The sequence below is a fragment of the Rhizorhabdus argentea genome (genome assembly GCF_037861105.1).
Taxonomy (GTDB): domain Bacteria; phylum Pseudomonadota; class Alphaproteobacteria; order Sphingomonadales; family Sphingomonadaceae; genus Rhizorhabdus; species Rhizorhabdus argentea.
Genome location: NZ_JBANFK010000022.1, coordinates 46,378 through 69,105 on the forward strand (window position 1 = coordinate 46,378; position 22,728 = coordinate 69,105).

A 22,728-nucleotide genomic window follows, 5' to 3' on the forward strand; every position below is an offset into this window, starting at 1 on the left:
GCAACGCTGGAGGCGCAGGCCATGACGATGATATCCCGCCGCGACCTTCTAGTCGGCGCCGGCGCGAGCCTGCTCGCCGCGCCGGCCATCCTGCGCGCCCAACAGCTGTTCACAGCCTTTCCGTTCAGATTAGGCATCGCCTCGGGCGATCCTGGCCCGGATGGCTTCGTGCTATGGACTCGGCTCTGCCCCGATCCGCTCGACGATCATGGCGGCATGCCGACAGCGCCGATCGACGTGGACTGGGCCGTTTACGACGATGCCGGCATGAAGCGCCTCGTGCAGAAGGGCGTGGCGACGGCCTGGCCCGAGCTCGGCCACTCTGTCCATGTCGAAATCTCGGGCCTCGAATCCGACAGGCCTTATTGGTATCGCTTCACGATCGGGCGCGAAAAGACCCAGCTAGGACGTACCCGGACGACGCCCCTGCCCGGCAAGCGGCTCGACAGCCTCCGCTTCGGCGTCGCCGGCTGCCAGCATTATGAGGATGGGTTGTTCACCGCTTACGCGCATCTGGCCCAGGAGGATGTCGCCTTCATCTGGCATTATGGCGACTATATCTATGAGGAGCGCGCCCGGCAGGTGAATTACGAGCGCGACGGATCGCCGCGGATCCATGTGCGCGATCATGTCGGCAGCGACTGCTACACGATCGGTGATTACCGACGACGCTATGCCCAGTACAAGATGGACCCGGACCTGCAGAGCGCCCATCTCGCGGCGCCCTGGTTCGTGACCTTCGACGATCACGAGATCGTCGACAACTGGACCGGCGGCGTAAGCCCCTTCCAAAAGGATCCCGCGCTGTTCGCGCTACGCCGGGCGGCGGCGATGCAGGCCTATTATGAGCACATGCCGCTGCGCAGGAGCTCGATGCCGGGCGGCGGCGCGATGCAGCTTTATCGCCGGGCGCGCTATGGCGATCTGCTCGACGCCCATTTCCTCGATACACGCCAGTATCGCAGCCCATTACCGTGCACCGGCGGCTTCGAGCCGGCCTGTGCCGATGTCGCCGATCCCGGCAAGACGGTGCTCGGCTCCGCGCAGGAACGCTGGCTGGCGCAGGCGCTGCGCAAAAGGGAGAGCCGCTGGAACCTGATCGCCCAGCAGGTCATGATGATGCCGCTGGACCGCCGGATCGACGATAGCCCCGCCGAGCTGCGCAACATGGACAGCTGGGCGGGCTATGACGCGGCGCGCGAACGCCTGCTGGCCGGGCTCGACGGCCTCGGCAACGTCGTCGTCATGACTGGCGACGAGCATCAGAATTTCGCCGGAGAGCTGCGCCGCCGGGCGGGCCGCGGCGATGCCGTGGCAGTTGAGCTGGTGTCGACCTCGATCTCGTCAGGCGGCAATGGCAGCGACAAGCGCGCCGGCACCGAACGGCTGATCGCGCGCAACCCGTGCCTATCCTTCACCAATGACCAGCGCGGCTACATGATATGCGATGTCGGCCGCGATGCGTGGCAGGGCCATTTCCGCGTGATCGACCGGGTCACGACGCCCGACGGCACCATTTCGACCCGCACCACGGCCACCATCGAATATGGACGCCCTCGCCTCAGTCTTTCCTGATCGAGCGGGTCTTCAGCCTGTCGAGCAGGGCATGCTTCCAGCGATCGTCGGACGCCCCCCAGGCCGCGATCTCGTCGATCGTGCGAAGACAGCCGCGGCAATAGCCGCTGCGTGCGTCGATCTGGCAGACCTGGGTGCAGGGCGACGGCACGGCCATGACAGACTAGGCGGACAGGCCGGTCAGCAGTGCCGGCGTCAGTATCTGCGGGAGCATCTCGACCCGGCCATCGCGGTGATAGAACAGGTAGAGCGGCACGCCGGAGCGGCCCTGCGCCTCGAGGAAGCGGCCGATCACCGGATCGCCATTGGTCCAGTCGCCGACCATGACCGTAATGCCCCTCGCCGCGAAGGTATCGCGTACCGCCTGCCGTTCGATCGCAGCCCTCTCGTTGACCTTGCAGGTCAGGCACCAGTCAGCGGTGAAATATAGAAAAACCGGCTTGTTCTGGCTGGTGAGCGCGGACAGCCGCGCCTCGCTGAAGGGTTCACCGACCCCGCCCCCGATTTGTGCCGCCGGTGAGGCGGCGGTGCCCACCGGCGTCAGCAGCGTCAGCGCCGCCGCTGCGGCCATCACCGGCAGGACCGGCGCCCAGCTGAAGCGCAGCCCGCGCGCTTGCCTTACCCCAACCCACCACAGCGCAAGCCCGAGCAGCAGCGCCGCGCCGAGGCCAAGCACCATGTGATCGACTCCCACCTGCCGCCCCAATATCCACGCCAGCCCAAGCGCCGTCGCGAACATCGGCACGGACAATATGCGCCGCAGCCGGTTCATCCATGCGCCGGGTCTGGGCAACAGGCGTCGCAGGGCGGGCACGAAACCGATCAGCAGGAACGGTATGGCGAGGCCAAGACCAAGGCCACCGAACACCGCGACGGCCGCGATGGGGGGCAGAAGCAGCGCCGTCGCGACAGCCCCGGCCATGAATGGCCCGCTGCACGGCGTCGCAATCAGCGCCGCCAGCACCCCGGTCCAGAAGGCCGGCACTGCTCCGCCGCCCTTTGTCATCGCATCGCCGATGCCGATCGCGCCCAGCTCGAACAGCCCGGCCAGATTGAGGCTGATCGCCGTCACCAGCAGCAGCAGCAGCATGACGAGGCGCGGATCCTGAAGCTGGAATCCCCACCCCGCCGTGGGCATCGCGCTGCGCACTGCGAGCAGCAGCAGCCCCAGCGCGACGCAGCTCAGCACCACGCCGCCGGTATAGGCCAGCGCCTCCACCCGCGCGTGACGATCGGTCTCGCCGCTGCGGGCGAGGCTCAGCGCCTTGAGGCTGAGGATCGGGAACACGCAGGGCATCGCGTTGAGCAGCAAACCGCCGAGCAGCGCACCGCCCAACGCAAGCAGGAACAGGCGGCTCTTCCCTTCCGGCGCGGCGTTGTCTTTCGAGACCACAGGCGCTCCCGCGGCCGGGACATTGCCAGGCCGGGCTGTCAGCGACAGGCCGCGATCGGGACCGATGGCGATCACCCCCTCGATCGTGCCGGCGGGCGCGGCGATGGGGCTGGCCTTGGCTTCGATGATCAGCCGGTCGCCCCGCCGGCTGATCGCCTGCGGCGCGGCATAGTCGATGATGTCCGGCGTGATCGGGTAGAAATAGGGGCTGGAGACCGGCCGCGCCTTCGGGAGTGGCATGGCAATCCTGATCCGGCCGTCCTTCTTCTCGAAGCTCGCCGCCTGACCGAGCGGCATCGGCAACTTCGCGCGCCATCCATCGAAACGCACACGGCTTGCGGCAGTGACGGCACCGTCGCCGACGATCATATCGATCGCCACCGGCCCCTGCTCGGGCACGCAGATCGATGGCGAGCAGGCCAGCCAACGCGCCTTGCCGGCGATGCGCAGCTTCGTGCCGGGCGCGAGGCTCTTGGGCAGGTTCAGGCTCATCAGCAGCGCATAGGGCCGCTCATAGACATAGTTCATCAGCCCCTGGACGATCAGCCGCTCGGGCACCGGATAGCGCAACGCGCTTACCGCCACGCCCTGCGGCAGCGTCCAGGCGATGTCGGTGGGCGCGCCGGCATCGCCGGGATTGAGCCAATAGCCGTGCCAGTCGGGCTGCGGCGTCATGCTGAGGGCGAGGGTCACCCGGCTGCCGGGCGCCGGCCGCAACGTCTCCGCCTCCAGTGTGACGCGGATATGCGCTGCCTGTGCGCCGGCGCCGCTTCCCAGCAGCAGCAGCGCCACGGCGAGGCGCATCAGGATTCCGGTCAGGCTCATGGTCGGCTTATGGCCCCGTCCGCTGCGGCTGGGAAGCCACCCGATCAGAGGGTTCGCTCCTCCTCATAGGCATAGCCGTCATCGAACGGCACGAAGCCTTTGGACTGGAGGAACTGCCCGACCTGCGGCGAAGCGGGCCGGATGAACGCGCGAACCTTGTAGCGGTTGGCGGCAAGGATGGTGATCAACTCCTGCTCGCGCCCGCTCGGGCTCGCCAGATCGAAGATCAGCTTGCCGTCGCGGCACAGCGCCGGTCCGCTCATCTCGCCGGGAAGGCCGACCGCGGGGAGCGCTCCCGACAGATAGGCGCGCACCTCGCCGCTGCCGTCGGCGCAATCACCGCCGGGGAAATGCGCCTTCAGCCCATCGACGATCAGCGTCACGCCGCCGATCGGCGGCGGGCCCGCCATCACCGGCATGCCGATGTTGAAATCGTCGATACCAGCGCCGCCGAGGCCATAGCTGAACACGCCCTTGAGCCGGGACACTTCGTCGGTGCCGGCAATATCGAGCCGCAGCCGCCCCTTGGTGAGGTCCGCCAGCGACAGCTTGCTGGTGACGTCACCGAGGGCGATCTTGCCGAGATGGGCATCGAACAGATGGCCCGACCAGATGTTTCCCTCGATCTGCGCCGCCTCCAGCCCGAACCGGCGAAGCTGGAGCAGGTCGACCGCAATCTTGAGCGGGACGAACGCAATCGCGGCGAAGCCCGCCGCTATCACCAGCAGAAACCAGATTATCGTTTTCATTACTCTCCCCCTTCAGCGTGCGTGTTGAAAGCGCACCGCGATCGACAATGTCGAATCCCCGTTGGGCCGCGCGGTCAGCCTTGTCACGATCATCCCGCGCCGCTGCTTCATCGCCGCCACCCAGGCGAAGAAAGGCTGGGACCGAACCGCGTCGATCGTCAACAGCGCGCCATCGCCATCGCGCGTCACGCTGTCGACCGTGAAGCCTGCGCGCTCAGCATCAGCCAGGATCAGCGCCTCGACCGGCCGCGAGTCGCGCGTCGGACGATCCGCCGCCTGGATCTTGCCCGCCATCCGCAGCACATCGGCCAGGTTGCGGGCCTCGCCGTCGCGGGCGCGCTGTGCCGCCTCCAGCGCCCGATCCATCGGGCGGATGACGCCATACCAGAGCAGGGTCGGCACCGCGATCACCGCGAGCACCGCCAGCAGACCCTGTTCCCGCGAACTTCGCAGCCGCCACCACGCCTGTAGCCGTTCGATCATGGCTGTCTTATCCGGACGCTGCTGATCCCCTGCCCGTTGCCGCTGGTCTCGACGACCAGTCCGCTGGAGCCGATCCGCCGCACCAGCTCGGCCAGATCGGCGGCACTGGCCGACCGGACATCGGCGGTCAGCGTCCCATCGTCCCCGAAGGCCAGATCGGCAAGCTCGACATTGGGCGTCTGCCGCACCGCGCCGAATAGCGCGGCCGACCCGTCGACGAAGCCCATTCCCGGCCCCTGCAGTCGTTCGAGCCGCTGCAGGAGCACCGCGCGCGGATCTTCCGGCCTTGTAGGCGTTCCGAGAGTCGACTGCGCGACTCGGCCTGCCTCGCTGTGTAGGCGATGGGCTTCCCAAGCGAGCCGTCCGAGGCGCGCGACCGGGATCAACGCGAGCAGGATCGCGGCGGCCACGGCGTAGCGCAGCATGCGCCGCCGCCATTCGCCGTCGACGCGCCATACTCGCCGGCGTCGCCAGGCGCCCTGGCGCAGGTCGAGCGGCAGCGCGAGCAAGGCAACCGGCAATTCCGCTTCGAAGCGGGCATCGTCCATCGTCTCGACCGGCGTGTCGCCGAGCAGCATCTCCGCCAGTTCGGTCTCGATCGCAAATGCCTGCAGCGCACCATGAACCAGCGTGCGCCGCGGCCGGGCCCACACCCGCGCGGGGCCCTCACCATAGGCGATCAGCAGCGGAAGCGGCACGACATGATCCGGATCGATGGCCACGCTCGCCGCCCAGTCAAGCCACGCGCCGATCCGTTCATGCGCGATGACGGCGACCAGGCGATGGCCGCCATGGATGCGGCCGAGCACGACATGCAGCGCATCGATAGGCCCGAGGCTATCGTCGGCAATCGCCAGGCGCGCGGCGGCCAGCGCCTGGGCTTCAGTGAGCATCGGCAGGGTGAGCCAGCGCATCGTTACTTCGCTGCCGGCCAGCAGCAGGAACAGGCGCTCGCCCTCCTCGCGCAACGGCAGCGAGTCGATCCCCGATCCGCGCGCGACGACGCGGCCATCGACGAGCCGGAACCAGCCCTCGACCGTGCCAACCTCCTCCTCGGCAAAGAGCAGCAGCGCGCGCATCTGCTATCGATTCCCCCACGCCCTGCTGACCACCCGCGACGGCGCGATGCCGCCGTCGATCAGAGCCACCTCCTTCACCTGCGCACCGTCCAGCGCCACGTCAAGCTCGAGCGTGAACCAGCGCGACCGGACGGCAATTTCCTCGCCGAGGCCAGCGGCATTTCCCGCCGCGGCAATCACGGGCAGCTGTCGGAATTGCCCCGCATCGGCCCATCCCTCGACGGGCCGGCTGCGCAACAGCGCCGCAGCCTGCGCCACCGACAGCCGTCCGCCATAGAGCATCGCCAGCAGCGGCGCGCGCTCGGGCGGCAGGATGTTGACGTTGAGGGCTGCGACCTCACTCACCGGCAGCGCGCAGACCCAGGGCCGCAGCGCCGCATAGACGGAGGGCGTCACACCCGCGACGGCGCGCAGTTCGCTGACGTCGGCCATGAGCGTGTTGGCAGTGCGATAGGGCACCGGCGCCCGCGCATAGGCAGCATCCTCCGCACCCTGCGGCTGCGGAATCGCGTCGCTGTCGATCCAGTCGGTTATCGCCGCGACGATCGGCCGGGTGCGGGTCGGCTGCACGCCGGCGAGCAGCAGCAGGGTGGTAAGCCGGTCCATCATCTGCGGCCGCGCAGTGAAGCCGCTGAGCTGGTTGCCCATCACAAGGCTGTTGAGGTTGAAGCAGGCGCCGCCGTCGCCGAGCCGCGCATGAATCACGCCGCCCTCGATCGGGATGGTGCGCGTCTCGCCCGCCCATCCCGCCGGCAGCGATGCCTCGCCCCTGGCGCGATCGCTGAGCCGGTCGACGATCAGCGTCGCGAGCCCCTCGGCACCCAGCGCATAGCCGCGCGCCTGATCCACCGCCCGCGCATTGCCGGCAAGCCGCGTCGCCAGCGCGAGCCGGTCCATCGCCAGTGCCGCCAGCGTCGCGATCAGCGCCACCAGCAGCAGCACCGCGAGCAGCGCCGCGCCGCGTTCGCCCGGCTTCACCGGCCGATCCCCACCAGGAACAGCTGCCGGATCTCGCCGACGCCGTCGACCGCCATGGTGACTTCGACCGCGTCCGGCACATCGGCCGGCAGGCGCGGCTGCCAGGTCTCGGTCCAGGCGCCCTCCTTGCGGTAGCGCAGACCGAGCCGCGACACGCCCGTCACCAGGGCGCTGCGCACCGCCCGATCGAGCGCGACACCGTCGACCATCGGCCAGCTGGTGCGGACGAGCTCCCGGCCGACAAGGCTGTAGGAGACCTTCTGCAAGGCCGAGCGCGGCGCATCGCTGTCGTTGGTCCAGCCACCGCGCACGAAGCCGAGGGCGGCATCCCCGCCGATCACCGCCGGCTGCCGGTCGCCCCTTTCGTCGCGACTGGTCCGCGGCAGGGTCTGCGCCATGTCGGCGGTCAGCAGCACCGAGGCGCGTCGCACCGCGGCGACCCGATCGAGCGAGCGCGCGGTGCTCTCCTGCGCGCGTAGCGAGAAGCCGAGCAGATAGCCGCCGGCGACGGCGAGCAGTCCGAAGATGGCCAATGCGACCAGCAGTTCGACGAGGGTGAAGCCGTGTTCGCTTCCTCTGCCCTCACCGTCATCCCGGCGAAGGCCGGGAACTCGGGAGGTTGACGCGCGCCCTGGCCTCCTGAGATCCCGGCCTCCGCCGGGATGACGTTGGAGCGGCGGCGACGCGAAGTTCGATCCCATCACGTCACCCGCCGATACACAGTGATCGCCGCCGCCTCGCCGCCGAACGGGCTCGCGACATGGATCGCCACCGCGACCAGTCCGGCGTCCGGCATCGGTCGCGTGATGCGCACCCAGGGCCAGGGTCGCCCCGCCTGCATTTCGCTGCCGCTGACCGTGCCGATCGACGGCGCGATCGGATCGGTCAGCACCTCGACGGCGCGGTTGCGCGCGACGATCTCGGCGGCGGTGCGGACCTCGAGCATGCGCGCGTTGGTCATGGTCGCGCCTTCGAGTCGCAGCAGAGTCAGCGCGGCAAGGCTGAAGACGGCGAGCGCCACCATCACCTCGATCAGCGTGAAGCCGCGCTCGGAATGATCCTCAGCCGCCAAGCCGAACACCCCCGCCCGCATCGACCGTCACCGTCCGCCGTAGTCCCTGATAGCCCAGCGAGAGCACCACAGGATCGGCCAGGCCGGTGGTGTCGAACCGGATGCGCTGCTCGCCCGAGGGCTCCGCAGTCACCGCCATCCCTTCCGGGAGGTCGACATGGCGGAACGGCTTCCCGGTTTCGGCGATCCAGGCGGTGCCGTCATAGCGTTCGAAGCCATAGCCGCCAACACCGATACGGATCGCCATCGGCTGCGACGCCATCACCGCCTCGTCGCGCAATGCCGCCGCCTGCGCGGCAAGCCGCTCGCTGCTGTCGCGCAGGACGCGCTCAGGCCCCGGCAGGCTGAGCAGCACCGCCGTCGCCCCGACCGCGATGATCGCCAGCACGACGAGCAGCTCGATCAGCGTGAAGCCGCGGTCATTTCCAGTTGCCGATATCGGCATCCTGCCCCTCGCCGCCCTCGCGATTGTCCGCGCCGAGGCTGTAGATATCGACCGCGCCATGCCGCCCCGGTGCCTGATAATGATAGGGATTGCCCCAGGGGTCGTCGGGAAGCCGCTTGATATAGCCGCCCGGCGGATAGCGCTCCGGATGCGCGAGCCCGGCCGGCGGCTGGACTAGTGCGCGAAGGCCCGCATCGGTGGTCGGATAGGCGAACATGTCGAGCCGATAGCGCTCGGCCGCCTGTTCGAGCAGCGCGACATCGGTGCGGGCTTTCTCGACCATCGCCTTGTCCTGCGCCGGCATCACATTGAGCGCAACGACGGTGGCGAGCAAGCCGAGGATGAGGATCACGACCATGAGCTCGATCAGGGTGAAGCCTGATTCCGCATGCTCCCCCGTCATCCCAGCGAAAGCTGGGATCTCGCTGCCTTCGTAGCGCGGCGAGCGAGAGAAGAGAGATTCCAGCTTTCGCTGGAATGACGAGAGAGGATGGAAGCGCATCACGAAATCCCCGCCAAAGTATCGAGCTGCAGCACCGGCAGCAGGATCGCCAGGATGATCAGGGCGACCACCGCACCCATCACCACGATAACCGCGGGTTCGAGCAGCGACAGCATCGTCGCAGTAAACATGTCAAACTCGCGCTCCAGATAGTCGGCGGCGTGTTCGAGCATCTCGTCGAGCCGGCCGGCCGCCTCGCCGCTCGCCGTCATGTGGACGAGGATGGCGGGGAACAGTCCCGCGCGCCGCAGCGCGGCCGACAGGCTCGATCCGCCGCGGATATCCTCGACGATGACGCGTGTAGCATCGCGCAACGCATGGTTGCGCAGCGTGGGGATCGTCATTGCAAGGCCCTCCACCAGCGGCAGCCGGCTTTCGACCATCTTCGCCAGCGTCCGCGCCATGCGCGCGGCGTGGAGATCGCGGATCAGACCGCCGATCAAAGGCAGGCGCAGCAGCCAGCCATCGAAGCCGAGGCGCCGGGCGGGATCGGCGATCAGCCGCGAGAACAGCAGCAGCGCCGCGGCAAGAGCGATCAGCATCGCCCACCACCAGGCGCCGATGAAGTGCGAGGTGGCGATGACGATGCGGGTCAGCAACGGCAGCTGCTGTCCCACCGTTTCGAACTGCTCGACGATCCGGGGCACTACGAACAGCATCAGCGCCAGCACCACCGCAGCGGCCACCAGCGCGAGCGCCGCGGGATAGGCCAGCGTGGTGACCAGTTTGTTGCGGACCTCGGCCTGGCGCTCCTGCAGATCGGCGACCCGCGACAATATATCCGGCAAGGTACCGCTCGCCTCGCCCGCCGCCACCATCGCGCGATAGAGCGGCGGAAAACTCGGCGCCTCGACGGCAAGCGCATCGGCGAGCCGATGGCCACTCAACACCGACGCCTGGACCGCTTCGATCACCGTCACCACGCGCGGTTTCGTTATTTGGCGGGCGATGCTGCGCAGCGCCTCCTCGATCGGCATGACCTGGATCAGCGTGGCGAATTGCCGGGTGAACAGAGTCAGCTCGCGCACGGACAGCTTCGGCCGCCGCTGCAACAGGCTGGTGGCGAGGCTGGGACCCGGCCCCTCCCCCGCCTTGTCGACGGCCACTACATAATAACGGCGCGCCTCGAGCCGGGCCTTCGCTTCGTCCAGCGATGGCGCGTGGATGCGGCCGCGGCGTTCGCGCCCGCCGGTATCGATGGCATGCCAGGCGAAATCAGCCATCGCCGCCCTCGCTGCGCAGGATCCGCAGCGCTTCCTCGGGACTGGTGACGCCATCGCGGACGAGCCGCCGCGCTGCCTTCGCCAATGTATCGCCATCGGCGAAGGCGAGCCGTGCAATCGCGTCCTCGTCGCCATTGTCGTTGATCACCGCGCGGATACGATCATCGATGCGGATTAACTCGAAAAGCCCGACCCGTCCGCGATAGCCGCTCTGCGCGCAGGCGTCGCAGCCGCGCGGCGAGCGCACCAGTTCGTCCTTTTTGAGCTTGAGCGCGATGCGGACGCCGGACGCAGGCACGTCGCCGATGCTGCAGGCAGGGCACAATCGCCGCACGAGCCGCTGAGCGATCACCACGCGCAGCGTCGATGCGATCAGGAAAGGTTCGATCTTCATGTCGCGCAGCCGGGTGATCGCCCCGACCGCATCGTTGGTATGAACGGTCGACAGGACCAGATGCCCGGTAAGCGAGGCCTGGGTGGCGATGTCGGCGGTCTCGCGGTCGCGGATTTCGCCGACCATGACGACATCGGGGTCTTGGCGCAGGATAGCCCGCAGCCCCGCCGCGAAGTCCAGCCCCACCTTCGGATTGACCTGGGTCTGGCCGACACCGTCTATCGCATATTCGACCGGATCCTCGACCGTCAGGATATTGCGGCTGCCGTCGTTGAGCAGGCGCAGCGCGGCATAGAGCGTGGTCGTCTTGCCCGATCCGGTGGGTCCGGTGACGAGGATGATGCCGTTCGGTTCGGTCAGCGCCTGGTGGAACGCGCTCTCGATCCGTGCCGGCATGCCGAGCGCTTCGGGCGCGATGCCCGCCGCTTCCTTGTCGAGGATACGCAGCACCACCCGTTCGCCGGCACGGCCCGGCAAGGTGGAGACGCGGACGTCGAGCAGCCGGCCTGCGATCGACAGGCCGATCCGCCCGTCCTGCGGCAGCCGCCGCTCGGCTATGTCGAGGCGGGACATCACCTTGATGCGGCTGACCACCAGCGGCGCCACCGCCAGCGGCAGGCGCAGCCGCTCCGCCAGCACGCCGTCGATCCGCATGCGGATCACGAGCCCGCTGTCATAAGGTTCGAAGTGGATATCCGAGACACCGCTGCGCACCGCGTCGGCGATCACGCCGTTGATGAGCCGGATGATCGGGGCATCATCGGCGCTGTCGAGCAGATCGGCGCTGGTCGGGATTTCGTTGGCGAGCGCGCTCAGCTCCTCGCCGGTCACCAGTGCGCCGCCGAGGATCTCCGCCGCATGCCCGTCGACGGCATAATGTTCGGACAGCGCTCGTTCGAACCGCTCGGGCGCGAGGGGCTCCACCGCGAAGCCATGGCCCAGATAGCGGCGCAGCTCGATCAGCGCGGTCCGGTCGGCGGCGCTGCTCATCCCGATCAGCGGGCGCCCCTCCCCATCGATTGCCGCAAGCGGCACCAGTCCGGTGCGCCGCGCGAAGGCGTAGGGGATGGACGGCGTGGAAGCGATGGCCGTCGGCCCGCTCATTGGCCGTGCGGCTTGGCCGACGGCGGCACCGGCACTGGGCGGATGACCTGGCTCGAGGTGGTCACCTTGGGAACGATGATCTCGGGCTGGCCCGGCGGAACCGCGGACGCAGCCGGATCGATTGGAGCAACCGGCGCGGTGGTGCCCATATAGTCGGTCACCAGCTCGTCTATGCCCGGCTCCTCGCCGGGCTTGCCGTAGCGGATCTGCTCGCCGCGTATATAGCCGTAGCGTTGCGCCGCAAGCCGCTGCGCGTCGCCGGGACTCCGCAGGATGGTCGGGCGGATGAACACCATCAGGTTCGTCTTCACATGGCTGCGCGAGCGCGACTTGAACAGTTCGCCGATGCCGGGAATCCGGCTCAGCAGCGGGATCGCCTCGATCGTGCGGCGCTCATTATCGTCGAGCAGCCCGCCGAGCGCGATGATGTCGCCATCGTCGACGGTCACCGTCGTCTCGATCTCGCGCTTGTTGAGGATCAGGTCGGCCGATCCGCTGGTGACCGGCCCGGCGATCGAGGACACTTCCTGACGCAGGAACAGCTTGATCGCGCCGCCCGCATTGATCTGCGGCTTCACCTCGAGCTGGATGCCGACATTCTGGCGCTGGACGGTGCGGAACTGGTTCTCGAAATTGTTCGACAGTGCCTGGCCGGTGGTGATCGGGATTTCCTGCCCGACCAGCAGCTTGGCCTCCTGGTTGTCGAGCGTCAGCACCGATGGCGTCGAGAGAATGTTCGACTTGGTATCGGTCTGCACGGCGTTGATGATCGCCCCGAAGATCGCGTTATGACCGATCTTGTCGGCAAAGCCGGCGAAGCCGCCGCCGGCATTGAGGATCGAACTGACCGCCGCTTCGGCCAGCTGATCGCTGATCGCGCTATTCTCGGTAGTGGTCGTCGTCGTGCCGTTGATGACTGTCGTCTTGGTGGCGAGTTCGCGCGCGCCGACAGCCCCGGCGATAGTGAGGATATTGGGGGCCGCGTTCGAATAGTTGGTGGCAGCGATCGGCACGCCGGAGCCAGGTTTGCCGCCGAGCAGGAATTGAACGCCAAGCTTGCGGGCCGCGTCGTTCGAGATCTCGACGATGATCGCCTCGACCAGCACCTGATCGCGGCGCGTGTCGAGCTGGCGGATAACCTCGCCCAGCGTGCGCTGCACGTCGGTCGGTCCGGCGATGATGATCGCGTTGGCGCCCTCGTAGCGGGTGACGATCGCCTCGCCCTTGCCGCGCGCCGCCGAAGCCGCTGCCGGAGCGGCCGCGCCGCCATTGCCGGCAGCCGGCGCCGAAACCTCGGCGGCCTGGCCGATCAGTTGCTGAAGTACCGGCATCAGCTTGGCGGCGTCGGCATATTGCAGGAAGATCACTCGGATCTCGCTCGCGCTCGCGGCGCGCCGATCGAGCTCTTCGGCAAGCGCCGCCATCCGCGCCACGCTCGGCCCGTCGCCACGCAGCAGCAGGGCGTTGCCGCTGTCGACCGCCACCACGGTCGCGCCGCTGGCGGCGCCGGCCTGCCCCGCGGTCAGCGTGCTGAGCGCGGAGGCAATCTCACGCGCGCCTGCGTTCCGCAGTGGGATCATCCGGGTGGTGGTGCTGTCGCGATCGATCTGCGCGATCAGGCTGCGCATGCGGCGCAGATTGTCCGCATAGTCGGCGATCACCAGTGAATTGGCGCTGCGGTTGGCGGTGATAGAGCCCTGGGGGCTGACCAGCGGCTTGAGCGTGTCGATCGCGGTGGCCGCATCGGTCGCACGCAGCCGGACGACGTCGGTCACGAAATTATTGCCCGAGCCATTGGCCGAACCGATCCGTCCGGCAAGCGCCGCCGCACCCTCGGCGGGCTGGATGCGAAAGCCGCCACCGCTCATCGGCACCGCGATGAGGCTGTTGGCGCGCAGGGTCGACAGGAACAGCTCGAAATATTCACTCTTGCTGAGCGCGCGATCGGTGACGACCGAAACCTTGCCGGTGACTCGCGGATCGATGATGAAATTGCGCCCGGTCACGCGCGCCGCATCCTGAATGAACGCGCGGATATCTGCATCGCGGAGGTTCAACACCTGCTGCGCGGCAATGGGCGCCGCGCACAATGCCAGCGCGCCGAAGGCGATCCAGGGCCTCACTTCGCTGCTCCGATCGTCAACGGCACTGGCTTGCCGCCACGCTCGACCTGGACGGACACCGGCTTGCCGCCGCCGGCGAGCTGCTCCAGCCCGGCGCCGTCGCCCACCGCCCGGCCATCGATCGTCATCAGCACATCGCCCGGCAGCAGGCCCGCTCCGGCGAAGGCCGTGCCGACCGGGCCTGGCCGAAGGATATAGCCATCGATCCGCCCTGCCCGCATCCGCGGCTCGGCGGAGATGTCCGCGATCAGTGGCGGCGGGGCCGATGCCGCGCCGCCTGCCCGGATGGCCGCGAACGGATCGGGCGACGCCGCAGCGGGTGCGGCAGCGATAGGAGCCGCCGTCGACTGGTCGAGGTAGAGCGTCTCGGTGGCACCATCGCGGCGGATGGTGACGCTGTCGAACGCGACCCCGGCCAGCACCGCGCCCGGCAGGATCTCGTCGCCCACGGCATAGCTGTTCTGGGTGCCGTCGGGCAGGCCGATGATTGCCGAGCCTCGTCCGGATGCCTGATCGGCACGAACCCCGTGGAGGGTGAGGTTGAGCGAGGTGACCACGCCCGGCTCGCCCCCGCCGCCGCTCAGCCGGAAGAAGGGATCGAAGGCGGAAAAGGCGGCGGGCGTCGCATCGAAGCGGACAGGCGCGGACGACGAGCCATCGTCCCGCGCAGTCGGCGCCGCGACCGCCCAGACGAGGCCGAGCGCGGCAACCCCGACCAGCGCGATCATTGCATATTCGCACGCCTTCTGCAGCTGCGGCGCCGTGAAATCGCGGGGCCGTGCCCAGGCACGCCAGTTCAGTGCGCGCCAGTCCGATCCCACCGCCAACTCAGCTTCCCCCGCAAACGTCGCCCCGGCAGCTATAATCGAGATTAGAGCGGCTTAGAAAGCATCTTATGCGCCGATCGAACAGAAATGCCGGCGTCACCGTCCGCCCGAAAAACCATGCATCCGCCGCGCCCATTGCAGTCCGATCACCGCGCCCTTGGCCGGCTGGATCATCAGCATCGCCAGGACCAGCGCGAGCGCCGGCCACAGGGTCATCTGCGCCCACATCGGCAAGTCGAATCGCAGATTCGCAGCAACGACGAAGGGCACGAGGACATGACCGAGGATCAGCACCACCAGATAGGCGGGCAGATCGTCGGCGCTGTGCAGCGTCCAGTCCTGGCCACAGCCGGGGCAATGGCCCACCGGCTTCAGGAAGCGCGCGAACAACCGAGCCTTGCCGCACGCCGGGCATTCGCCCTTTGCGCCAAATGTCATGGCGGCCCGCACATCGCGCCGGTCATCGGGACTGTCGTGAATCATGCTGACGCCTTAGCAGAACAGACAGCACGTTGACCAATGCCCCGTCCTTGTGGCAATCGGCGGACGGATCAGGTGATGGTCCTCGGAAGATGTCCGAGGCCCGCTCGATCCCGCTGATGGAAGCCGCAGCTTTTCCTCGGCTGTGCGGGTGTAGCTCAATGGCAGAGCAGAAGCTTCCCAAGCTTACGACGAGGGTTCGATTCCCTTCACCCGCTCCATCCTACCATCCACCGACGTCCATGGCCGGGCTTCGCAACCCGCGGAAATCGGCGGCATTTCCTCTCCATCGGGCCAAGGTCGCGCGCATCGATGCGTAGCCGGGCAGATAGCGGCCTTTCGCGCGCCTCAACCGAGCTGGTCGATGTGGGAGGCCCCCAAAGTGGGGGTCTTCGATTATTCCGCCGCTTGCAGCTGAGGTTCCGTCACGGGTCCGTATAACGTCGTGCGCTGCACGGCATAACGACCGGCCTCCGCGGCGAGCGCATTCATTTGTGCGGGATCGCAGAGTTGGCCGTTCAGGCCGCCCGCCGCCCGGGTGATCGACTCGTCCATCAGCGTGCCGCCAAGGTCGTTGACCCCGGCCCGCAGAGCGGTGGCTACACCCGCCGCGCCGAGCTTCACCCAGCTCGCCTGAATGTTGGGTATTGCCGGATGAAGCACCAATCGGGCTATGGAATGCATCAATATGGTCTCACGGAAGCTTGGGCCGGAACGCGCTTGCCCCTTCCGCCAGATCGGCGCTTCCATATGCACGAACGGGAGCGGAACGAATTCGGTGAACCCGCCCGTTTCAGCCTGGAGATCGCGAATCCTCAGCAGGTGGCGAGCCCAATGCTCGTAGCCATCGACATGCCCGAACATGATCGTGGCTGTAGAGCGGAGGCCGACCCGATGGGCGGTGCGCATCACGTTGAGCCAATCCTCGGTACCCAGCTTGTCCGGGCAAATGATGTCCCGAATTTCGTCATCCAATATCTCCGCGGCCGTGCCCGGGAGGGTCGAGAGCCCAGCATCACGAAGCCGTGTCAGATAGTCCTCAAGCCTCAGGCCCAGCGTGGCCGCGCCGTGACTGACCTCCAACGGAGAGAAGGCATGTATGTGGATGTTCGGAGCAGCGGCCCGGACAGCTTTCAGGACGGAAAGATAGGTATTGCCATCATAGTCGGGATGAATACCGCCCTGCAGGCATACCTCTGTAGCCCCCCGTTCCCAGGCTTCCGCCGCGCGGCGCCCGACTTCCTCAAAATCAAGTCGGTAAGCGGGTCCGCGCATCGCTTTCGTACTGCCCTTGGAAAAGGCGCAAAAGCCACATTTATAGAGGCAGATATTGGTATAATTGATATTACGGTTGATGACATAAGTCACCGAATCGCCGACCATTTCCTGGCGCAACTGGTCAGCTGCCTGCGTCAGCAGTTCCACATGGGATCCGTCTGCCTGAAATAGCCGCACGATGGCAGACTCGTCCAATCGCGTGCCTGAGCGAGCCGCCGCGATGATCGTTTGGAGCTGGGTTGACCCGGCGGCGACGCCGATGCTCGCAAGCGCAGGAGCCACTTCCCCCGCCCCAGCATGCCAGTCATCGGTGATTGGGAGGCCGCGCGCGTCGACGGATCGGCGAACACGCATCGTGATGGCCGGATCGGTCCAGCGCTCGGCTTCCAGCGCATAGGCAGGACCGATTGCCAACCGCTCCCGCAGTACGCGTCCAGCAGCCGCGGTCGCCTGTTCCAACAGTGCGAGATGCGGCCAGGGTGCCTCGGGATTCACATGATCAGGCGTTACCGGTGAAACGCCACCCCAGTCATTCACGCCTGCCCGGAGCAATGCCGCGAGTTCGTCCGGCGCATGAAGATTGGGCGGCGCCTGGATAACCATTTGCGGCCCCAATATCAGCCGGGCCATGGCGATGGTCCAGAGATGCTCATCCAGCGCAGGTTCGGGATAGTCGGCCATCCGAGTGCCCGGCTTGGCCCGAAAATTCTGTATGATGACTTCCTGTATATGGCCGTAACGCAGATGCAGTTCCCGGATCGCGACCAGCGCGTCCACCCTCTCCGCGCGTGTTTCGCCGATGCCAATGAGGAGGCCGGTCGTGAAAGGCACTCCTGCGCGGCCGGCCGCTTCGATCGCCGCAAGCCTGAGCGCCGGCAGCTTGTCGGGCGAACCATGATGCGGACCCCCCTTTTCCGATAGCCGTTCCGACACCGTCTCCAGCATTAGTCCCATCGACGCCGAGACCGGCCGCAGCGCGGCATAGTCCTTTTCATCCATCAGCCCTGCATTGAGGTGTGGCAGCAATCCTGTCTCGTCCAGAACAAGCCGCGCCATCTCTTCGAGATAGGACAGCGTAGTGGCATGACCGAGCAAGCCAAGCGCCTCGCGGGCGGCGGAATAGCGAGCCTCGGGCTGATCGCCGAGCGTGAACAACGCCTCGCGACACCCTGCCGCCGCGCCCGCTCTTGCAATCGCGAGCACTTCTTCGCGCGACAGATACGCCGTGCCGACCCTGGAGGGCGTCGAAGCAAAGGTACAATAGTGACAAACGTCGCGGCACAGCTTGGTAAGCGGGATGAATACCTTGCGCGAGTACGTGACGACCGGCCCAAAGGACTCCAATGTCAGGCGTTCCGATTGGGCGATCAATTCGTCAAGTGGACTATCGAGGAGTACGCGGTCCTTTTCTTCGAGAAGACCTTCATAATAGCTCAACATCCCGATATCCTCTTCGAAGGGTGCGGCCAATCAGCCCGCAACTATATTATTTTAGCAGATTTCGCTGGATTTCATGAATGGCTCAAGGATGGACCAGAGCGACGTTCAGGATATTCGTATGACATGATCCAGCGGGGCACGACCGAGCAAAGCCGTTCCAGGGAGAGGCGCTGCCGGATGCGGGCAGATTGACCGCATCCGGCAGCGCCTGGAAGTCCGAACAGCCGCCTGCTGCCGACGGCTTTCCGGTAGGCGTTTAGGCGTACGCCTCGACGATCTTGTGCAGGCCTTCCAGCGTCTTCCACTGGAGGTCCGGAGTTTCCGAGGGAAGCGTCAGCAGCATACGGCGGAAGCCGATCGCGTAAAGCTCATCGATACGGCGCTTCAGTGCGTCGCCGTCGCCGTTATACACGGCAGTAAGCGGGTGCGTGATGATGGAATGGCTGAGCTCATCGAACGAACGGTCCGTTGTCTCCATATAGGCGCGTAGATCGTTCATCAGTCCGGCCATAGCGTCTCCCTGGTCGACCGGCACCCAGCCGTTGCCAAATTCGGCGATACGGGGAAAAGCGAACGTGCTCGCAGCGCCGATCACGATAGGCAGGCGAGCACCGTTGATGGGCTTGGGGCCGCTCCACATCGGCAGGAAGTTGATCAGCTCGCCATGAAACTCAGCGATCTCGTTGCCCCAGATCTGGCGCATCGCCAGGACGGTTTCGCGAACCACTTTCCAGCGATCCTTGAATTCTACGCCATAATCGCCCATTTCCTCGGCGCTCCAGCCGCCGCCGACGCCGATAGTGACGCGACCGCCCGATACTTGATCAAGGGTCGAGATCATCTTCGCCAGCCTGATCGGATGGTGCTCCGGAAGGATCAGCACCGACGTACCGAGCTTTAGCGTTTTCGTTACCGCCGCAATGCCCATGAGCGCCATCAGCGGGTCGTATAGTTCCTTAAAAGCTTCGGGGACCTCTTTGTAGTTTTTGCGCTGGGACTTCAGTTCGACCGGAATATGGGAATGTTCGCCGAACCATATCGATTCAAAACCATGGGTTTCCAACCAAGGGCCCAATATGGCTGGTGAGAGGGTATTCTTGGTCAATGCCGTGGCAATGCCGAACATGGGCCGATCGTTGGTCATTATACTCTCCTGTTTGATGTCAATCATAGTCATGGCCAAGACAATCCCAGGTCATGGCGCAATGTGAAAACAAGATCCTCCTGATCCCGCCGTGGCTTGACGAGGACGGGGGAACTTATGTCGGTTCCTTCAGGTACTTCGAAGAACAGGTTCTGGTCGGGAACCGTGGTTCGAGACGCGATCTTCCACGTGCTGTCGCGCTGCTCAAATATGTCGATATAGCGGCCGAATGACAGCACATCGACCGGCCGGTTGCCCGAGATGGCAACACCGGCAGCCTGCGCAAAGGCCGCCGCGCCTGCCGCCGAATAGCGAATGCAGACGCTCACCCGAGATTCCACCAGCGCGCGAGCGGTGCCCGCGAATTCTATCAGGATATTAGTGACATTATGGCTGGCGTGCAGGATGTTGCGATGCCGCTCCCTCATCCATTCGACCAGACCCGGCACATCACCTTCGTAAAAACCGTGATTGTCCACCGCATCGTCGTGAAACAGAGGCGGGATCGCTTCGAGGTCGCTACGGTCGGCTGCGCGACAGAATTTATGCACGACGTCGGTGATCGCGAAGCGCGCCTCGAGTTCGGCCAGTCGATGTTCGATGTCGCTCATGATGGTGCCCGTTCTCTCAGGCGAGCAGTGGCGCGAAGCGATCGATATAGTCTGCGAAGCTGGTGCGGATCACATCGTCGGTCGTGCCGAATTTCGCGGCTGAATAGGAATGGCCGCCATGCTTGTTGCGCGGATTGCGTTCTGACCATTCGCGCATGCCCTGCTGGCTCTTCTCCGTTAGGGGCAGGCCGAATTCCTCGTAAATGCGGCGTACGACCTCGCCATCGTTCGAGGTGATGTCGGAAAAGCCAATGTCGAGGATTTGCCGTTCGAGATCACTGTCGCGCCACGCGAGATGATCAACGGCGGACTTGCCGAAATAGGTTATCATGGCCTCACCACCGGTCAGGTCGGGCTCGACGTCCGCATAGAGCATATGCCAGTTGTGGCTGACGCCAGCGATCGAGGGAATGCATTTGATGGGATCGCGGTGGGTAACGATGAAACGGGGATTGTCAAAAATCCGGTTCACCTGCGGTTCCAGCCCGAAATGGATCGGCGTCTTGAGAAGCCAAGGCTTTTTACGATTTTCCGGGTTCTGCCATTGCAGATATTGCAGCTGCGTTTTCAGATAGTCGTAGGCCGGCGTGGGATCGGCGCCCAACAGCCATCCGAAATAGGAGGCTGAGCCGAAGACCGCTAATGCCGGCGTTCGAAAGGAATATTCGAAAAGCTGCATCTCCTCTTCGGCCTCGTCCGTGAACACCGGATGGCCGGTGATCATGTCGGGCGACACTTCATACAACCATTTTTCATAGGCCCGCGTCTCCGCGATCCGCTGCTCGCGGCCGCCGTCGGGCGCTCCGGGAATGCGGGCGAACATATGGCCCTTCCAATATTCGACGAGCTGGAAATCGCCCGACGCAGCCAGCAGCCGCTGCAGTTTCGTGCTGCCCGTGCGGGGCAGCGACGTGATGATGATCGGCGCATCGATGACTTCGTCGAGGATCTCGGGATGGTCGGCGAGATCCTTTTGGAACCACAGCCGATTGATGAGGAGGCGCAGGATATTTTCGCGCAGATGCTCGACGCGATCGGGGCGCACGACGACGTCGGCATTCACGCCTTTCACCAGCATGTCCAGGCCTTCGCGGAAATCTTCCGGTCCAAAGTCGGACAGGCCGGTTCGATCCTGGGCCAGTTGCAGCAGCTCCTGCGCGTCTAACACCTTCATTGCCATTCTCTCTCGATAGCAGCGGCTACAGGTCCGCTAAAAGACATGTGAACACCAATCCCTGCGGACTGAATCCGGCTGGCATTACAGCTTCGAGATGACCTCATCGCCAAAGCGCTTGATCTCATCAAGCTTGGTCTGAAGCGGAACATCGGGGGTCGGGAATAGGACGATGCAATAATCGGTCACGCCGATATCCTCGAACTTGCGGTAAGAGCCAAGATCGGGGCGCTCCTGCGCGGCAGTACGGATGTTGTACTGGCGGGCGTGAATCTGGAAATCCTGGTGGTCCGTTCCATAAGCCCGGCGAAGCTCGTGCAGTTCGGCGATCATGGCCTTCATAGGATCGAAATCCATGTTCACGACGGTCCAGCCATCGCCCACCTTGGCGGCGCGACGCAAGGCTGGCTTGGAATGGCCGCCGATGACGATGGGGACCGGCGCGGTCGGCACCGGGTTGAGCTTGATGGGCCCGAACCTGTTATGCTTGCCCTCATAGGCGAAGAGCTCGCCCGTCATCAGGCCGCGCAGGATCTCGATGGATTCATCCAGAAGCTCACCGCGCTTGTTCCAGTCGAGCCCGTTATAGCTGAAGTCCTCTTCCCAAGGGCCGATGCCGGCTCCATAGATGAACCGATTGTTCGAGATCACCGCCAGCGAGCAGATCTGCTTGGCAAGCAGGATCGGCGCGCGCGAGGCCGACTTCATCACATTGGGAAAGAACCGGAGCTTGCTGGTCCGCGCCGCCATCCAGGCGAAGGCGACCATCGGTTCGATAAAGGCCGTATTCTCGATATACTTCCGGATGGCATCCGTTTCATTATACGGATAGATCGAATCCGTTTTGTCGGGATAGAAAACGCTGTCGGGGGTGGAGAACGCGTCGAAGCCAGCCTCTTCGGCGGCAACGCCCATCTCCAGCCAATCCTGATAGGTCCCCATTGTTTCTGACAGGCTAAAACGCACTTCCGATCCTCCCCAGACCTTTTCTGTGTGACTACGGCTTGAACGCGGTCAATTTGATCCATTCTGTTGCAATAAATACAAGAATAGGCAATGTTAACGTATGAAAAAAGCCATTTCCGACACGGGTTCTATAGAATTTGTTTAGTAGTCTTAACAAATTCAGTTTCTTCCTAACTGCTCCAAAGCACCTCAGTCAACGTATTCTGCCGGCCTTTATCCTTGTCACCACCCTTGGCCAATTCGCGCGAAGGCGAAGGCCGTGCAGCGCAAAGCGCCTAGTTCTCGAGCCATGCGGGGTACGAACGAACTCGCCCTCTTAGAAAGCCGTCGTCCAGATCGCACCTATTGAGACGGCGACGATGTGGCAGCTCACCTTTTGGCGCTATCATCATTCACCTCGATATGAGAATTGCCAAGGATCGAACAGCCTCGGCTCCCTTCGAGTTTGCTACGCCAACGCGATGTCCCGCTGCGGAAAGCCTATGTGCCGGGGCGCCGCCGATATTGCCGATGCCGATCTTCAATCGCTGACCTCCCCCATCGCCGTTTCCTTACACCCAAGGTTAGGCCTAGATGTCGTCATCGGCAATAGCCGACCAGAAGGTCCGTAACCCACCAAAAGGTAAGTGCGCATGAGAGGGGACTGGATTTGCGACGATCCCAAGCGGCAGCTCGTCTGGGCGGCTGCGGCGAAGGATGCCCTGCGGTTGCTGGAGGGCAAGTGGAAGACAAGTCGTCATGCCGCTGGCGTGTATGAGTTCACGACCTTGGTCGGCGAGGCGAAAGGCCGCCAGCGGTCACGCCTCCTGCTCGGCTGGGCTCAGTGCTTCGCGGCGCATGAAGGCCCAGTCGGTAAGCTCGGC

At 65.2% G+C, this 22,728-nt stretch carries 23 protein-coding genes and 1 tRNA gene; 3 read left to right on the forward strand and 21 right to left on the reverse strand.

Translation table 11 applies throughout. From position 1 onward, the window contains the following. Window positions 1-21: 21 nt before the first annotated feature. On the forward strand, window positions 22-1,575 hold the full coding sequence (locus tag AAC645_RS16795; RefSeq protein ID WP_340317680.1) for an alkaline phosphatase D family protein: 1,554 nt from the start codon (window positions 22-24) through the stop codon (window positions 1,573-1,575). Here the strand turns inward: AAC645_RS16795 and AAC645_RS16800 are convergent. The 15 genes from AAC645_RS16800 to AAC645_RS16870 all read right to left on the reverse strand — a co-directional run bounded on the left by AAC645_RS16800 (window position 1,562) and on the right by AAC645_RS16870 (window position 15,255). Beyond that, window positions 1,562-1,732, reverse strand: coding sequence for a DUF1289 domain-containing protein (locus AAC645_RS16800; protein WP_340317682.1), 171 nt, complete (start codon window positions 1,730-1,732; stop codon window positions 1,562-1,564). The two genes, AAC645_RS16795 and AAC645_RS16800, sit on opposite strands and share 14 nt — an antisense overlap. Window positions 1,733-1,738: 6 nt before the next feature. Then, window positions 1,739-3,793, reverse strand: a complete 2,055-nt coding sequence (locus tag AAC645_RS16805) for a protein-disulfide reductase DsbD family protein (RefSeq protein WP_340317684.1) — start codon at window positions 3,791-3,793, stop codon at window positions 1,739-1,741. Between the two features lie 44 nt (window positions 3,794-3,837). Next, the gene (gene gspN, locus AAC645_RS16810) at window positions 3,838-4,542 is read right to left on the reverse strand and encodes a type II secretion system protein N (protein ID WP_340317685.1); all 705 of its coding nucleotides are present in this window, start codon (window positions 4,540-4,542) and stop codon (window positions 3,838-3,840) included. 12 nt (window positions 4,543-4,554) lie between these two features. Further along, window positions 4,555-5,025, reverse strand: a complete 471-nt coding sequence (gene gspM, locus AAC645_RS16815) for a type II secretion system protein GspM (RefSeq protein WP_340317686.1) — start codon at window positions 5,023-5,025, stop codon at window positions 4,555-4,557. Then, window positions 5,022-6,104 (reverse strand): type II secretion system protein GspL, encoded by a 1,083-nt coding sequence (gene gspL, locus AAC645_RS16820; RefSeq protein ID WP_340317687.1) that lies wholly within the window; start codon window positions 6,102-6,104, stop codon window positions 5,022-5,024. Before gspL ends, gspM begins: the two co-directional genes overlap by 4 nt. A gap of 3 nt (window positions 6,105-6,107) precedes the next feature. Further along, on the reverse strand, window positions 6,108-7,082 hold the full coding sequence (gene gspK / locus AAC645_RS16825; protein WP_340317689.1) for a type II secretion system minor pseudopilin GspK: 975 nt from the start codon (window positions 7,080-7,082) through the stop codon (window positions 6,108-6,110). Then, complete coding sequence (gene gspJ / locus AAC645_RS16830) at window positions 7,079-7,783, reverse strand: type II secretion system minor pseudopilin GspJ (protein ID WP_340317691.1); 705 nt, start codon at window positions 7,781-7,783, stop codon at window positions 7,079-7,081. Before gspJ ends, gspK begins: the two co-directional genes overlap by 4 nt. Then, on the reverse strand, window positions 7,783-8,154 hold the full coding sequence (gspI, locus tag AAC645_RS16835) for a type II secretion system minor pseudopilin GspI (protein ID WP_422785849.1): 372 nt from the start codon (window positions 8,152-8,154) through the stop codon (window positions 7,783-7,785). The genes gspJ and gspI overlap by 1 nt, the downstream gene beginning before the upstream one ends. Then, on the reverse strand, window positions 8,144-8,599 hold the full coding sequence (locus AAC645_RS16840) for a GspH/FimT family pseudopilin (protein WP_340317693.1): 456 nt from the start codon (window positions 8,597-8,599) through the stop codon (window positions 8,144-8,146). Before AAC645_RS16840 ends, gspI begins: the two co-directional genes overlap by 11 nt. After that, on the reverse strand, window positions 8,574-9,002 hold the full coding sequence (gene gspG, locus AAC645_RS16845) for a type II secretion system major pseudopilin GspG (protein WP_340317713.1): 429 nt from the start codon (window positions 9,000-9,002) through the stop codon (window positions 8,574-8,576). Before gspG ends, AAC645_RS16840 begins: the two co-directional genes overlap by 26 nt. Before the next feature lie 98 nt (window positions 9,003-9,100). Further along, window positions 9,101-10,324 (reverse strand): type II secretion system inner membrane protein GspF, encoded by a 1,224-nt coding sequence (gene gspF / locus AAC645_RS16850; RefSeq protein ID WP_340317695.1) that lies wholly within the window; start codon window positions 10,322-10,324, stop codon window positions 9,101-9,103. Next, entirely contained in the window at window positions 10,317-11,822 is a 1,506-nt protein-coding gene (locus AAC645_RS16855; RefSeq protein ID WP_340317697.1) for a GspE/PulE family protein, read from the reverse strand. Before AAC645_RS16855 ends, gspF begins: the two co-directional genes overlap by 8 nt. Continuing rightward, complete coding sequence (gspD, locus tag AAC645_RS16860) at window positions 11,819-13,945, reverse strand: type II secretion system secretin GspD (protein WP_340317699.1); 2,127 nt, start codon at window positions 13,943-13,945, stop codon at window positions 11,819-11,821. The genes AAC645_RS16855 and gspD overlap by 4 nt, the downstream gene beginning before the upstream one ends. Continuing rightward, complete coding sequence (locus tag AAC645_RS16865; protein WP_340317715.1) at window positions 13,942-14,766, reverse strand: type II secretion system protein N; 825 nt, start codon at window positions 14,764-14,766, stop codon at window positions 13,942-13,944. The genes gspD and AAC645_RS16865 overlap by 4 nt, the downstream gene beginning before the upstream one ends. A 102-nt stretch (window positions 14,767-14,868) precedes the next feature. After that, complete coding sequence (locus tag AAC645_RS16870; RefSeq protein WP_340317700.1) at window positions 14,869-15,255, reverse strand: DUF983 domain-containing protein; 387 nt, start codon at window positions 15,253-15,255, stop codon at window positions 14,869-14,871. 144 nt (window positions 15,256-15,399) lie between these two features. Here AAC645_RS16870 and AAC645_RS16875 point away from each other — a divergent pair. Then, a tRNA-Gly gene (locus tag AAC645_RS16875) sits at window positions 15,400-15,473 on the forward strand. Between the two features lie 175 nt (window positions 15,474-15,648). Here the strand turns inward: AAC645_RS16875 and cofH are convergent. From cofH to AAC645_RS20505, 6 genes are all read right to left on the reverse strand, one after another. After that, a complete protein-coding gene (gene cofH / locus AAC645_RS16880) occupies window positions 15,649-17,970 on the reverse strand; it encodes a 5-amino-6-(D-ribitylamino)uracil--L-tyrosine 4-hydroxyphenyl transferase CofH (protein ID WP_340317702.1) in 2,322 nt (773 codons plus the stop codon). Between the two features lie 256 nt (window positions 17,971-18,226). Further along, window positions 18,227-19,114 (reverse strand): TIGR03619 family F420-dependent LLM class oxidoreductase, encoded by an 888-nt coding sequence (locus AAC645_RS16885; protein ID WP_340317704.1) that lies wholly within the window; start codon window positions 19,112-19,114, stop codon window positions 18,227-18,229. A 29-nt stretch (window positions 19,115-19,143) separates the two neighbouring features. Further along, window positions 19,144-19,725 (reverse strand): nuclear transport factor 2 family protein, encoded by a 582-nt coding sequence (locus tag AAC645_RS16890; protein WP_340317706.1) that lies wholly within the window; start codon window positions 19,723-19,725, stop codon window positions 19,144-19,146. Between the two features lie 16 nt (window positions 19,726-19,741). Beyond that, complete coding sequence (locus AAC645_RS16895; protein WP_340317707.1) at window positions 19,742-20,899, reverse strand: sulfotransferase family protein; 1,158 nt, start codon at window positions 20,897-20,899, stop codon at window positions 19,742-19,744. An 84-nt stretch (window positions 20,900-20,983) separates the two neighbouring features. After that, entirely contained in the window at window positions 20,984-21,841 is an 858-nt protein-coding gene (locus tag AAC645_RS16900; RefSeq protein WP_340317708.1) for a TIGR03619 family F420-dependent LLM class oxidoreductase, read from the reverse strand. A gap of 416 nt (window positions 21,842-22,257) precedes the next feature. Further along, window positions 22,258-22,389, reverse strand: coding sequence for an NAD(P)-binding domain-containing protein (locus AAC645_RS20505; RefSeq protein WP_422785850.1), 132 nt, complete (start codon window positions 22,387-22,389; stop codon window positions 22,258-22,260). A gap of 108 nt (window positions 22,390-22,497) precedes the next feature. Here AAC645_RS20505 and AAC645_RS16905 point away from each other — a divergent pair. Beyond that, window positions 22,498-22,728: hypothetical protein (locus AAC645_RS16905; RefSeq protein WP_340317709.1), on the forward strand; the 231-nt coding region annotated here is incomplete at its 3' end.